At 37.5% G+C, this 14,564-nt stretch carries 11 protein-coding genes and 2 pseudogenes; 6 read left to right on the top strand and 7 right to left on the bottom strand.

Going from position 1 to position 14,564, the window contains the following annotated elements; genetic code table 11:
• Window positions 1-629 precede the first annotated feature (629 nt).
• A complete protein-coding gene (locus H1X92_RS01840; protein WP_180558608.1) occupies window positions 630-1,301 on the top strand; it encodes a DUF4874 domain-containing protein in 672 nt (223 codons plus the stop codon).
• Between the two features lie 47 nt (window positions 1,302-1,348).
• Window positions 1,349-2,089: a DUF4832 domain-containing protein gene (locus H1X92_RS01835; protein WP_180558607.1), complete on the top strand. Its 741-nt coding sequence runs from the start codon at window positions 1,349-1,351 to the stop codon at window positions 2,087-2,089.
• 177 nt (window positions 2,090-2,266) lie between these two features.
• Here H1X92_RS01835 and H1X92_RS01830 read toward each other — a convergent pair.
• The 5 genes and pseudogenes from H1X92_RS01830 to H1X92_RS01810 form a co-directional block, all read right to left on the bottom strand.
• A pseudogene (locus tag H1X92_RS01830) lies at window positions 2,267-2,569 on the bottom strand (phosphate acyltransferase); the annotation flags it as partial.
• A 93-nt stretch (window positions 2,570-2,662) separates the two neighbouring features.
• The gene (locus tag H1X92_RS01825) at window positions 2,663-4,576 is read right to left on the bottom strand and encodes an RHS repeat-associated core domain-containing protein (RefSeq protein WP_180558606.1); all 1,914 of its coding nucleotides are present in this window, start codon (window positions 4,574-4,576) and stop codon (window positions 2,663-2,665) included.
• Between the two features lie 372 nt (window positions 4,577-4,948).
• Window positions 4,949-5,467: a hypothetical protein gene (locus H1X92_RS01820; RefSeq protein WP_180558605.1), complete on the bottom strand. Its 519-nt coding sequence runs from the start codon at window positions 5,465-5,467 to the stop codon at window positions 4,949-4,951.
• Window positions 5,468-5,868: 401 nt separating this feature from the next.
• Window positions 5,869-8,004 carry a phosphate acetyltransferase gene (gene pta, locus H1X92_RS01815; protein ID WP_180558604.1) on the bottom strand — a complete coding sequence of 712 codons (2,136 nt, stop codon included), beginning with the start codon at window positions 8,002-8,004 and terminating at the stop codon, window positions 5,869-5,871.
• Window positions 8,005-8,077: 73 nt separating this feature from the next.
• Window positions 8,078-9,280 (bottom strand): acetate kinase, encoded by a 1,203-nt coding sequence (locus H1X92_RS01810; RefSeq protein ID WP_180558603.1) that lies wholly within the window; start codon window positions 9,278-9,280, stop codon window positions 8,078-8,080.
• Between the two features lie 417 nt (window positions 9,281-9,697).
• On the opposite strand from H1X92_RS01810, the gene yfbV reads away from it, so the two are divergent.
• The 4 genes and pseudogenes from yfbV to H1X92_RS01790 all read left to right on the top strand — a co-directional run.
• On the top strand, window positions 9,698-10,153 hold the full coding sequence (gene yfbV / locus H1X92_RS01805; RefSeq protein ID WP_180558602.1) for a terminus macrodomain insulation protein YfbV: 456 nt from the start codon (window positions 9,698-9,700) through the stop codon (window positions 10,151-10,153).
• A 181-nt stretch (window positions 10,154-10,334) separates the two neighbouring features.
• Window positions 10,335-10,829 carry a YfbU family protein gene (locus tag H1X92_RS01800; protein WP_180558601.1) on the top strand — a complete coding sequence of 165 codons (495 nt, stop codon included), beginning with the start codon at window positions 10,335-10,337 and terminating at the stop codon, window positions 10,827-10,829.
• Between the two features lie 18 nt (window positions 10,830-10,847).
• Window positions 10,848-11,513, top strand: coding sequence for a sugar phosphatase (locus tag H1X92_RS01795; RefSeq protein ID WP_180558600.1), 666 nt, complete (start codon window positions 10,848-10,850; stop codon window positions 11,511-11,513).
• An 87-nt stretch (window positions 11,514-11,600) separates the two neighbouring features.
• Window positions 11,601-13,026: pseudogene (locus tag H1X92_RS01790) on the top strand (SLC13 family permease); the annotation flags it as partial.
• Window positions 13,027-13,100: 74 nt separating this feature from the next.
• On the opposite strand, the gene H1X92_RS01785 reads toward H1X92_RS01790, so the two are convergent.
• Both H1X92_RS01785 and H1X92_RS01780 read right to left on the bottom strand, forming a co-directional pair.
• Window positions 13,101-14,144 (bottom strand): site-specific integrase, encoded by a 1,044-nt coding sequence (locus H1X92_RS01785; protein WP_180558599.1) that lies wholly within the window; start codon window positions 14,142-14,144, stop codon window positions 13,101-13,103.
• Window positions 14,101-14,295 (bottom strand): excisionase, encoded by a 195-nt coding sequence (locus tag H1X92_RS01780; protein ID WP_233458106.1) that lies wholly within the window; start codon window positions 14,293-14,295, stop codon window positions 14,101-14,103. Before H1X92_RS01780 ends, H1X92_RS01785 begins: the two co-directional genes overlap by 44 nt.
• Window positions 14,296-14,564 lie beyond the last annotated feature (269 nt).

Here is a 14,564-nt window from a genome sequence, read left to right as displayed (position 1 = left end):
AATTTATTTTTACTATTAGGTGATTTCACATTTTAATTTACCAATAGTTTTTGATAATAAATTAACTGTAATTTCGTTTTTGTTAATTATTTCCAACTGTAATTAAAAAATTAATAGAGGATGTTTTTTCATTAGCTGAAACGATTAATCTAACAACTTTTTTTGCATAATTATTTGGTTTTTTATGAATATTTAATTGAATAATTATTGATAGTTATTGTTGTTGATTTTGAAAATATTATTTTTATCAAAATTAAATATAGCTATTTATATCGTTATAAAATAAAAGTTTATTTTGCGGAAATTTTTTTGTGCGGTTTTTGTGTCTTATTTATTTTTATTTTCTATATATTTATGTACAGTAACTATTCCTTTGCTGAAACCTTGTATATTATAAAGTTTAATCGTATTAATTTTCTTTATTAGAACCTTTTGAATATTTTTCTATTTGCTTTTGTTTTTATATTTATAAATTAAATCGTTAATTTAAGTTAATATAAATGTTAAATGCTAATCATGAAATTTTATTATGAAATTTTTTAATAATTTTTTTATATGTAGTTGTAATTGTTTTGATTAGAAATTAATTTATTTATTAATATTAAATATAACAATACAAAGGAATAGTAATGAAAAACTCAACTCAATATCAGCAGGCAAGCTATCGTGGGCGTTATCCATCCGATGAGAATGGCACAGTAATAATAATGAACCCGGAACGGGGTTTTAGATATGAAAATATGATTTTATTAAACGAAGATTTAATAAATCCTTTTTCTAGAGAAAAACAAAATGGCAATATTTTACTCGAATTATATAAAAAAGAGATTGTCGGTGAACGTTATCAAATTGTTCAGCAATATATTTATCTGACAGAATATATAAATAGCGATCTTGATGACAAGGCTATCGAGCTAATTAATTATATTTTTAGCCAGGCTAAATTAGCCGGTGTTAAGCTTTTGGTTAGATTTGTTTATAAATATGCTAACCATATCCCAGAGCCTGAGGTAGAAAGAGTAAAACAACATATGCGACAATTAAAGCCAATATTGGCCAATAGCATAATATATGCCTTTCAGTACGGTTGGATTGGTACCTGGGGCGAGCAACACGGTAGTTGTTACAAAGATGAGCAAAAGCGGCAAATCTACCATACATTTTATATCGACTTTATGCCAGCTAATAGAAAAATAACCATGCGCTATAAGGCTAATCGAGATATGTTGATTAACTCACTTAGCCCATTACAGTTTAATGATCATTTGCGTATCGGTTTTAATAATGATTACTATACTTAGATGCGCATAAATATGCTGCTGGCAATGACTTTACCTGGCGAAGTGAAGTGTATCAAGATCTAAAAAAAATTGGCGTAAATTCTATTTATGACGTTGAAATGCCTTACAACGATGATGGGCGTGATCCCTGGTGCCTTAATACAATTCCTGCTGATTTTGGCTGGGGTACGATTTGGCGCTTTACTGAATTAGGCGCTGCAACATTTAGTATTATACATAATTTAAATTTATGTATAGCGGCTCTACGTAAAGCGGTTATTGATTTAAAAAGGTTTGAAAATGCTGGGTTTGTCTGTGATCGCGACTATTTTTGGGATCACACAAAGACAAATTATACCACCAGGAGTGCCTTTGAATATATTAGAGATCATCTTGGCTATAGGCTGATACTTGAAGAAGCGACTTACCCATTATATGTTAAAAATGGTGATTATTTTGATTTAAAGTTTAGCCTAAAAAATTATGGTTTTGCCCGACCAGTAAATAACAGACCGATTGTTATTGTATTCCTCGATGAGCAAGATGAGATCAAATGGCAACTCTTTATGCCAGAAGGAGCTGAGTTGTGCGCAGCGGGTAGGGGTTATACATTTAGTATTTCCAGTCAGCTTGATAATATAAAAAGCGGAAAATATCAGTTAGCATTATGGTTACCCGATGAAAGCCCCTTGCTAAGAGATAGTCCCCTATATGATATACAATTGGCCAATGGTGGAAGTAATTTCCGTTTAATTGAAACGGAAAGACATCGCTTTAATGTTTTCGCCGAGGTACAAGTTATTGAATAAAATCCAGCTAGTTAAGAACGCTAGCCGGTTTTTAGCCATTAATTGCCGTTTTTCCATTTAGTTAGCGATGAATAAAACTTAATTTTATCGATTAAAGTGAGTTATAAATTAAGTGGTTAGTGAGTAAAAAAAGCTGAAATACTCTGTATTTCAGCTTTTTTTGTCAGCCAGAAAAAATCAGTTATTTTGCGTTGCCTGAATCGCGGTAAGGGCAATGGTATAAACAATATCATCAACCAATGCGCCACGGGACAAATCATTAACCGGTTTACGCATCCCCTGTAGCATTGGGCCGATAGAAACCAGATTAGCTGAGCGTTGCACCGCTTTATAGGTAGTATTGCCAGTATTAAGATCTGGAAAAATAAACACCGTTGCTTGACCGGCTACCGGTGAATTCAGTGCTTTAGATTTAGCCACATCGGCCATAATGGCTGCATCATATTGTAATGGACCGTCAATCACTAAATCGAGTCGTTTGTTTGTGCCAGATAGATAGGATATTTTATGCAAAAAAATCACTTATTTCATGAGTAATAAGTGATTTTAAGGCTTTTTATTTTTTATAGATTTTTATAATCGAGTGGAAACATTTGCACTAGCTTGCGGTTTTTTAATTTGATAACGAGTAAATTCACTGAGTTTTTGCCTATATATTTCACGTTTTTGACTAGGGGTAACATTTTCTGCAATTAGTGTGTCTCTGGCAATGTTGGTTTCAGTTGCCTTAAGGCCTTTTAAATACATACTCTCTGCACGATATATAGTCTTTTCATATAAATAGCCTGGCCCATCAACATCTATTACTTTAGCTTGGGATAAATCAGCATTATTTTCTTTAAGATAGTCAATTGACGCTAATTTTTGCTTTATTGTTGGTTTATAATGACCACTTTTGGTGGTTAATGAAAGAATTTGTCCATTGAGTACACTTATCATTCCGGCGTCCAATACATTTGCTCCAGCCATAAATGAAGAGTGATGGAAAGATTGTGGTACGTGCTTATTAAGATAAAGTTTTTTATCTAAACTGATAACGTAAGCATAAACAGTTGCATTCCATACACTATGATCACCTGATTCTCCGTACTCATTAGTTTGATTAAAAAGGCTTTGACTTATTTTATTACGTAATAGTCCTTCATTATCAACTTCTACTTCATAATACATTCTTTCCTGTTCACTTAAATATTTTATGTTTGTTTGTCTATCAATTTGTTGGTACATACTGTCCATAACAATTTGGGGTAAGTATTCTTTTTGTTCAGGTCGTTGGATGGCTAATGGCGCTGTAGCTGCTGCGATACTTTTTGTCGGTTTGTTATTTTTGCCAAAAAGTTTTTTAAGTGGCGAGTTCCCATTGGGATCATATAAGTTAACGGGATTATTCCTTACCATTCGATAGAGATTTAATCCGTCAATAGTACCGGCTGGATCAGGATTTAGCCATCGTCCAATCCAGGGCTGATAATAGCGAGAACCATAGTAATATAGCCCGCTAGCAACCCGTTCTTTGCCTGAATAACGATAGGTTTTATAATAAGCTTCAAGCTGATTTTGCGCTGCCCACCAGGCAGTACCACCATAAGGGAAAAATTCTTTTTCACTACTTAATTGGCCTGCTTCATTTAATTCTAAAATGCAACTGTCAATTTGATTATTTATACTATAACGCAACGCATTATTGCCGATTTCAGGCGGGGCATCTTGAGCATTCGCCCAATGCAATACTCGTACGTTTTCTAGCATGATGACAGTCCGTAAGGATTGTCGTTGTGGGGGTTGCCCTTCTGCTGTTTGTAGATCATGAGTGATTATTTCAATTCCCGGTAAATAACAACTGGTTTTAATATGGGTTACATTGCCAGCTAGATACTGTTCTTGTTTGACTAAACGCACTCCCTGGCTATCATAACAGTAGATTTCACTATCATTTTCCGCTGTTTCCCGTGTAATTGGCGTAACTGAAGCTAATTGATTTTGACCATTCCAAGTTAAATTTTGACCGATTTGCAATTGGAGTTGATTGCCAGCAGCATCAAAGTAATCTTCAATAGGCAAGTCTGATGTTGAGGGGAAAAAAGAGTCAGATAAAGCATGGTTACTGGTAGCAGAAACATAAATACGTTTTGTCCATTGACTAGCGCCCAGATGTTTTATCATCGTTAAATTACCTGAAGCATCATATTGATATTGGCGGGTATATGGAGTGCTTTGATAGGCAGCATCAGCAGGGGAGGAAAGAAAACGTTGAGTAAAAGGATGGCGATTTGTTAGTGATTCTCGTCCAGTCGCTTCAATGAGCTGATAGAAGGTATCATAGCGGTAGTGATTTTCAGGAATGGATTTTTGATTATGATAAAAGCGTGATGCATGGGCATCATTCTGAATAAGAATAATATTACCGACAGGATCATAGGTGTAGCGTAAATCTTGGAAAGTTAAATAACCTAAGGGATGATGCACTGGACGGTAAGTTTTTGCCATTAATAGATAACCTGTTTCAGCTTCATAGCTATAATCAGTAATTACGCCATTGCCAAGTATCTCCTGTCTGATTTGTCCATTAGCTACATAATCAGCGGCTCGTAAGACAATTTGTTGAGGTTGATCTTTAACTTGTAATGAGCGAGAAATTAACTGTCCCGCACAGTTATAACGCTGTTGTTGAATGTTGCCATCAGCATCGATTTGCTGTAGTAGGGCACCGCCGATATCATAGTCCTGGCGGGTAATAAAGGTATCTGTAGAGAGTTTTTGTTGCCACTCTTGTTCTGTACCCTGCCAATCGCTTGGATAAGAAAAATCAGCCAGCAGTTGGCGTTGTTGAATTTGAAGATAGCCGTTGAGAGCAACACTTTATATTTGTTGACAGCCAGCGGTATCATAGTGACGAATGACTTGGCCACATAAATTATATGCTTGGTTTTGTCGTGTTACTGGCGCATAGATTAAGCGTTCAAGAATTCGTGATGCTTGATTAGCTACTTGCTCATCGATAGCAAGTAACCTTCCCATAAAAGGCCTTTCTGTAGATTCATATAACCAGTTACGCTGAGTATGTCTGGCATCTTGTTGGTAAAAAGGTCGTCCTTCAATATCATTTAACGTTAATAAGTTACCACTGTCCTGGCTTTCAGTATGGATGATATTACCGGTTAATGATGTTTGATAAGAGAAATTGGGGATAGGAAGTCGAGGATCTTGTTGCGAGAGGAGGTGACCTGTAGCGGTAAATTTTTGCTGGGTCAGCCGTAACTCTGGTGGATCTTCGCTGGTTGTCCGATAAAATTGTAATGTTCGAATTGCTAGACCCCGGTTATCTTGAACTTTGATAGTGGGTGTCCCTTGATGGATTGTAGCAAAAGAAATAGACATAAAACCTCCGATGTTAAATTTAAGGGTTATGAATATTACCCTCACCACTACTTACTTATAGGTATTTTAGCGGTGAGTTTGGTTAGTATAACGAAAAACTTAGCGTTAAATAAATCTATTATTAATTCGCCTTTTATCTAAAGATAATATTTTGTATTAAATTAAATCAGAATATAAATATTGTGTATTTAGATTAACGCTTTTTATTATTAATTATTGTTATTAGTTAGTGGGAAAATTTTATTCTTTGAGGTATGTTAACTTTGTAATAAATTGATTTTTAACGCTTTTTATAATGTATAACACAATTGCTTTCAATTTATTAGTGGATATTGCCTGTATTTTATGTAAAAAAAAGCTGAAATACAGAGTATTTCAGCTTTTTTGATAGCCAGAAGAAATTAGTTATTTTGCGTAGCCTGAATCGCGGTAAGGGCAATGGTATAAACAATATCATCAACCAATGCGCCACGGGACAAATCATTAACCGGTTTACGCATCCCCTGTAGCATTGGGCCGATAGAAACCAGATTAGCTGAGCGTTGCACCGCTTTATAGGTAGTATTGCCAGTATTAAGATCTGGAAAAATAAACACCGTTGCTTGACCGGCTACCGGTGAATTCGGTGCTTTAGATTTAGCCACATCGGCCATAATGGCTGCATCATATTGTAATGGACCGTCAATCACTAAATCGGGTCGTTTTGCTTGTGCTAAACGGGTTGCTTCTCGCACTTTGTCCACGTCACTGCCGGCACCGGAGTTACCGGTAGAATAAGAGATCATTGCCACTCGCGGCTCAATACCAAATGCTTTGGCCGAATCTGCCGACTGGATGGCGATTTCTGATAATTGTTCCGCCGTTGGATCTGGATTTATTGCGCAGTCACCATAAACTAACACCTGCTCAGGTAATAGCATAAAGAATATCGAAGAGACGATTGAGCTGCCAGGGGCAGTTTTGATCAGTTGTAACGGTGGGCGAATAGTATTCGCCGTGGTATGAACAGCGCCGGAAACTAAACCATCAACCTCATTTTTTTCCAGCATCATGGTGCCTAACACCACATTATCTTCTAACTGTTCACGCGCTACAATTTCAGTCATGCCTTTATTTTTGCGCAGCTCAACTAAGCGCTCAACATAGTTTTTTCGTACTGATTTAGGTGCCACAATTTCGATTCCGGCACCTAATTCAACCCCTTGCGCGGCGGCAACCCGTTTTATTTCATCGGGATCACCTAGCAGGATACAGGTGGCAATCCCCCTTTCAGCACAAATAGCTGCCGCTTTTACCGTACGAGGTTCATTACCCTCCGGTAGTATGATACGTTTGTTAGCTTTACGCGCTAATTCAGTTAATTGATAGCGGAAAGCGGGAGGTGATAGCCGTTTAGGGCGTTCTGAGTCAGCAGTGAGTGAATCAATCCATTGCTGATTGATATGCAAGGCAACATAGTTTTGAATTTTTTCAATCCGTTCATGATCATCCGCATGCACTTCTAAACTGAAACTTTGCAGACTTAACGAAGTTTGCCAGGTATTGGTATCTACCATCAATACCGGTAAACCGGTTTCGAAAGCGCGGTGACAGAGGGAGTGTATTGGCTTGGCAATAGGGTAACCACCCGTTAATAGTAATGCTCCAATTTCGACACCATTCATGGCGGCTAAACAGGCAGATACAATAACATCAGGGCGATCAGAAGAGGTTACTAGCAATGAACCGGGACGAAATAGCTCTACCATATTGGGCACACTGCGGGCGCAGAAAATAACCGATTTTATACGCCGGGTTTGTAGTGCGCCTTCATTGATAATGCTGGCATTTAGATGATTAGCAATATCAATACCACGGGTGGCGATTAGATCAAAATTCCATGGAATACAACCCAATATTGGCAGTGGACTATTGTTAGCTAACGTTTTGCTATCAATTTTTGTGATTGTAGCTTTAGTCGACTCATCAAATATCTCCGATAAATCAGGGCGGGTACGGCCATGCTCATCAACTGGTGCATTGAGTTTATTAATAATTACCCCGGTGATATTTTTATTTTGTAAACCACCAAATTCTGCGCGGGCTAATTCAATGCGCTCTTTTAACTGTTCCGGGGTGTTGTTACCTAATGCGGTAACAAAAATAACGTCAGCGCCTAACGTCTTGGCGATATCATAATTTAACGATTGGGCAAAAGGGTGCTTACGGGTAGGCATTAAACCTTCGATTAGAATAACTTCAGCCTGTTGCGTATTGTCATGATAACGAGCAACAATCTCTTCCATTAAAATATCTTTTTGATCATTAGCCAGCAGAGATTCAACATAACTCATTTTTAGTGGTTCAGCGACCTGAACACTAGAATGGGAGCGTAATACTTCGGTTGTCTGATCTTTATCACCAAAACGGGGTTGAGCAATGGGCTTAAAAACCGTTAGACTAACCCCTTTTTGTTCCATTGAACGGACGACCCCTAAACTGACGCTGGTTAAACCAACACTAATGTCAGTCGGAATTAACATTATTGTACGGGACACAAATACCTCTTTAACAGTTGCAAGATGTTTAACCTCTTACTGCCAATTGGTAAACTGGCAGCTTCTAATCTATTTATGCCGTTAGGCGGCTAGCGTCCTGAGCAATAACTAACTCTTCATTCGTTGGAATAACCAGAGCAGGAATGCTATCGTCAGTCGTGATCTTGCCCGATTTGCCAAATCGTGCAGCTAAGTTGCGCTCGTGATCATACTTAATACCAATTAAAGATAATTTTTTAAGTGTTAATTCACGTACTAGAGCTGAGTTTTCTCCAATACCACCGGTGAAAATAATAGCATCTAATCGCCCTTCCATTAATGCGCAGTAAGCGGCGATATATTTGGCTAAACGATGACAATAGACATCCATTGCCCGTTTTGCATCTGGTTTAGTGTCATAATTGTCTTCGACATAACGACAATCGTTGGTGACTTCAGTTAATCCAAGTATGCCAGACTCTTTAGTTAATAATGAATTGATTTTATCAACACTCATACCCAAAGCGTCATGAAGGTGGAACACAATAGCCGGATCGATATCACCACTACGCGTTCCCATCACTAGGCCTTCTAGCGGTGTGAGACCCATCGAGGTATCAACAGATTGTCCATTGACTATTGCAGTAACCGATCCACCATTGCCCAAATGGCAGGTGATAACATTCAGATCATTGATCGGTTTATTCAGTTCTTTGGCTGCTTGCCGGGAGACATAATAGTGGCTAGTACCGTGCGCGCCATAACGACGGATACCATGTTCTTTGTAAAGATTATAAGGTAGAGCATATAAATAAGCTTCAACCGGCATCGTCTGATGGAAGGCGGTATCAAATACAGCAACATGTTTGTCATTTAAATGTGGAAATGCTTTTTTCGCTTCTTCAAGTCCAATAATGCCAGCAGGATTATGTAATGGCGCAAATGGAATAGATGCTTTAATGCCTGCAACGACTTCATCATTGATAATAACCGATTGGGTAAATTTTTCACCGCCATGCACAATACGATGACCAATAGCAGAAATGGCTTGGGCTAATTCTGGTTTTTGGGTAAGAATTTGATTGACAATGAAAGTCATTGCTTCACTGTGTGCAGCGCCTGCGCCTAAAGCAGCTTCGTTTTTCGTGCCATCTATTTTCCATTTAATGCGGGCTTCTGGTAGATGAAAACATTCTGCTAAACCAGATAGTTGTTCTTCGCCGTTAACAGGATCAATGATAGCAAATTTAAGGGAAGAGCTACCGCAGTTGAGGACAAGTACCAGCTTACTTGACATGGAATTACCTACTATATCGTTATCATGGAGTCTTCTTTGTCGGGTTAACCAGGAAGACTAGGGTTAAAAAACATCAATCCAATAGAATGCTAGTAGCCTAGCTTATCCCTGGGATTATATTGAATGATTAATATCATATTTACGCAATATTATGATATTTTAATCGTATTTATCGACTAAATAACTATGTTTGCCATGTTGATATTAAAGATGCAATATAATATTAACATTATGGATTGAAAACATAGTAATAGACCAAATATAAACTTTATATGATATAAGTTTTTCTACAGATTATAGAAATCGTGGCCTCCGGCAACCGATGTTGCCCTATAAATTCTACTAAAAAGATTTTATGCTTTATATATATTTTTTAAATTTTGCATGAAAAATTGATTGAAGTCATGTGAGGTATTGATGAATACGACACCAGAAACGACCCCGGGTTTCATACAAAAGTTGAAACTAGGGAGGCAGTATGCCAAGACATTTCCGTTAGAGAAATGTTTGATACCTATTTTTCCCGAGCATCGCGTAATCACCGCTAGCCGATTTGCGATTCGTTACATGCCTGCGGTTGCTATTTTTACCCTTAGCTGGCAGATTGCATGGGGTGGTCTGCTGGGACCGGCTGTGGGGACAGCTCTTTTTGCTTGTAGCTTACCATTGCAGGGATTATGGTGGTTAGGTAAGCGTTCAGTTACGCCGCTACCTTCTGCATTACTTAGTTGGTTTTATGAAATTCGTGAAAAATTTAAACAAGCTGGAATTACCATCACGCCAGTTAAAGGTACCCCGACTTATCAAACACTAGCAGAATTGTTAAAACGCGCTTTCAAACAATTAGATCGCTCTTTTGTTGATGGTATTTAACTTAATTTGAAATGATAGTGGAGTAGCTGGTCAGCGAGAGAGATAATTGGCATTAGAAAATAGTTTTTTAATAGTTAAAAATTGAAAAGCCTTTTTAGATCAATAAAAGGTGTGTTATCACTATAAAAGGCAGGGCGGTAATGCGATGATTTAGCAAATTTCCTAGTATAGGAGAGCCATAATGGAAATGACCAATGCACAACGCTTAATTCTGTCTAACCAATATAAAATGCTGATCATGCTTGATCCGGATAATGCTAAACACTATCGACGCTGTCAAACCATCATTGAAGGTGGTTTTGGCTTGCAAATGAAAGAGTTAGCACAAGATTTTGCTGAGTTGTCAGAAGAAAATTGCCAGACTATCATTGATATTATGGAAATTTATCATGCCTTACAAGTTTCCTGGGAAAATTTGCCGTCTAAAGCCGATATTACGGACAGGAGAGTTATCTTTTTAGGCTTTGATGCTGTTACGGAAGCACGTTATCTTAATTATGTTCGATTTTTGGTGAGTAGTGAAGGTCGCTATCGTCATTTTGTTAATGGTAGCGATAATTTTAATGCTCAGACACCCATGTGGGATAAGTATCTGAGAATGTTAAGTGTTTGGACATTTTGTCCGCGTCAGTATCATCTTTGTGCAGTAGAAATTAATCAAATCATTAATGCATGATTTATCTAAGGAGCATCAATGGTATTAAAATGTAAGGGATTTCTATTTGATTTGGATGGCACGCTGGTTGATTCTTTACCAAATGTTGAACATTGTTGGCGAGAATTTAGCCATCGGATCGGTGTTTCAGAAACAGATGTTTTACACTATATTCATGGCAAACCGGCAATTAATTCTATTCGTCATTTTATGCCAAATGCTACTGAAACTGAAATTGATGAAGTTTTCTATTGGCTAGAAAATTTGGAAGCAGCCAATACGTCAGGTATTGTGGCACTACCCGGTGCGATTGCTCTACTTGAACAACTAAATGCATTTGCTATTCCATGGGCAATAGTCACTTCTGGCACCATTCCGATTGCTTTTAATCGTAGTAAAGCCGCAGGCTTGCCGGAACCCAAACACTGGGTCACGATTGAACGGGTGGAACAAGGTAAACCGCAGCCAGATCCATTTTTGCTTGGTGCACAACTACTAAATTTACCGCCAGAAGCCTGTATCGCGGTTGAAGATGCGCAGGCCGGCATCTATTCGGCCTTAGATGCGGGGTGTCAGGTTATCGCTGTACATGCGCCGGTAGGTATGCCACGGCGAGAAGAAATTTCGCTAATTATCAAATCATTTACTGAATTAAATATTTCAAAACCAGATAACCAAGGTATTGTTACGGTGACTCAGCGATAAACGTATGTTAATTTCATAAAGTAGGCCGGCAAATTTGTACTATTTATGACAAATTTGCCCTATGAATAGACTTAATTTGAGGTCATTTTGAATAGCCAACTGGTATGGGTATTAATTTTACTGCTAATCGTGGTCACTCTTTTTATGACTAATAAGATCCGTATGGATGTGGTTGCATTATTAGTCATTGTGGCTTTAGTATTAAGTGGAACTCTAACGCTTAAACAAGCAACAATCGGCTTTAGTGATCCCAATGTGCTGCTAATTGCTGCACTTTTTGTTTTTAGCGAGGGATTAGTGCGCACAGGTATTGCTTACCAAGTTGGTGATTGGTTAGTCGGTGTAGCCGGTAATAATGAAAATAAGATGCTGATTTTTTTTAATGATAACAGTTGCAGGTTTAGGCGCATTTATGAGTTCCACCGGCATTGTTGCCATTTTTATTCCAGTTGTTCTTAATGTTGCTAAACAAATGAAAATTCCACCAGGACGCTTGATGATGCCATTAGGCTTTGCTGGACTTATCAGTGGGATGATGACGTTAGTAGCGACACCGCCAAATATGATAGTTAATAGTGAACTAGTCAGAGAAGGTTATACGGGATTCAAATTCTTTGCTATTACACCCATTGGGATTGCGGTACTGTTGCTGGCAATTATTTATATGTGGATGGTTCGTCATTGGTTAGGTAACCGTGAAATTACAGTGGGTAAGGATCCTCAGCGGCGAACATTTCACGACTTTATTCGTGATTATAAGCTAACCGGTCGTGCTCGTTGTTTGGCCATTTGCCCGGGTTCCCCCTTAATAGGTTACTCTCTTGATGAATTACATTTGCGTTCACGTTATGGTGCCAATGTTATTGGTATTGAACGTTGGCATCGTTTTCGTCGACTTATGCTAAGTGTAACGGCCACAACGGAGTTACATGAACGTGATGTGTTATTAGTCGATATGGCTGATAGTGAAGTTGATCTCAATGAATTTTGTCATCAACAAAAATTGACACCAATGATTTTGCGCGGTGAATATTTTTCTGCTCGCTCGCGTGAAGTTGGAATGGCGGAGTTTTCCTTAGCGCCGCAATCTGAGTTATTAGGCAGTACATTGCGAGAAATTAAATTTCGCACGCGTTATGGTCTTAATGTTGTTGGCATATATCGGGAAGGAAAAACTATCGATGATAAATTAATTGATCAGCCAATGCGTTTAGGTGATATTTTACTGATCGTGGGTGACTGGAAATTAATTCGCTTATTGTCAACTGATAGACATAATTTTATTGTATTAAATTTGGCCGCTGAGGTAGAGGCGGTGGCGCCTGCTGCATCGCAAGCGCCACATGCGATCTTTTGTTTAGCATTAATGGTTACTATGATGGCAATAGATGAGATCCCTAATTTTATTGCTGTACTTATCGCCTGTCTTTTGATGGGAAAATTTCGCTGTATTGATATGGAAAGTGCTTATCGAGCCATACATTGGCCGAGTATTATGTTGATTGTTGGATTAAATAAAAGTAATTATATTTCAGAGTGTTATAAGTGAAGTATCACTATAATTCACTATTTATTCACTATAAATTTTTAAATTTCAATCCAATTATTCTGCCTATCATCCTGATATTTAGCTGTCATTTCTGCTGATTTATGGCCTAACAATTTACGAGCAAATTCACTTCCATTTTTTTCTGTATACAATCTGGCAGACAAACTTCGGATTTCATGAAATGATGGAGGTGTACCTTCCCATGTTAGATTTGTTTTATCCCTAAGTTTTGCAAATCCTTTTGATATTTTTTCTATTGAAACTTTTTTGCCCGTATCATTAATAATATATTCTGAATCGTGTTCGTTAATTTTTATTATATCTGATAACCTGATATTTATTATTTCAATATTTAAAGGAATTGTTATTTTAGTCTCGGTTTTTTGTTGAATGACCCATAACTTGTTATCATGAATATCTTCATACCTCATTTTTGAAATATCAGATATCCTCTGACCAGTAACTAAAGCCAGTTTCATTGCATGAGTTAACCAATGATTACCATCGTTATTCAAGTTCAAAATAGTTTTAAAATCATTGAGAGATAATCTTACTCTTTGAATTTTAGCTTTTGGGGTTTTTGTTAGCTCAGCAGGGTTCAATTGTACTAAACCACTAGCTAATGCTTCTTTAAAGCAATCAATTATTGATCCTCTCAATAATTTTGCAGTTGTAGTTTTTCCTTCATTAATAAAAGGATGGAGAAAATCTGCAATATTTTTTGTAGTTATGTTTTGTACCGGTGTATCTAGAAATCCTTTTCTGATTATTCTTATTCTTTGCCTATATTCTTTTAATGTTGTTTCCCTCAATCCTCTTGTTTTCAATATTTCTTCATATCTATCTAAAAACTCATGAAAATAGACAGTTCCCTGCCCGTCGATCCTTTCTGTTAGTGGCTTTACTTTCTCTGCTTTCATCAATAACTGATTTGCACTAATAGCCTCGTTAATTGCATAGGCTTTGTTTCTACCCAAACCGTATTCCTTACGTGTACGTGGGTCCCTATAGGAATAATACCCGTTTCTTTTGTATAGGTTAGGGGGCAAATCCCGATTTTTTGTTTTTCTGATTCTGGTCATGGCCTATCCTTTGCAGCAACATACTTTTTTGACTAACTTCGTTAATGCTGTTAACTTTGATTGCACTCTCTTCAACTAAATATTCTCTTCCATCCTTGATGGGGGGAGGTTGAATTAGCCCATTTCTAACCCAACCCCTGACTGTGTCCATTCTTCTTGGTCTATCCCTCCTTGCATTCCATTCCGCTAAAGTAATCATGTTTATTTATCCTCATTCAAAAACAGATAGCCTAAGCACACATTGTTATGTGTTGAAATATGATCAGTTATGAATTATCTGTGGTAAGATTATTGCTGTTGTGTTCGTAACCACATCATTTCCCTAATATTGCCAGCCTTGCGTTGGTCTTTTTTTGAGTGATTCAGAAATACCAAATAGTGGTCAATCTCTAGTGAGTACGTTGGCTATTAGCAAATAAC

The sequence above is a fragment of the Arsenophonus endosymbiont of Apis mellifera genome (genome assembly GCF_903968575.1).
GTDB classification, from domain to species: domain Bacteria; phylum Pseudomonadota; class Gammaproteobacteria; order Enterobacterales; family Enterobacteriaceae; genus Arsenophonus; species Arsenophonus apicola.
The sequence above is the reverse complement of the archived record's forward strand: the minus strand, read 5'-3'. Positions and strand labels throughout refer to the sequence as shown.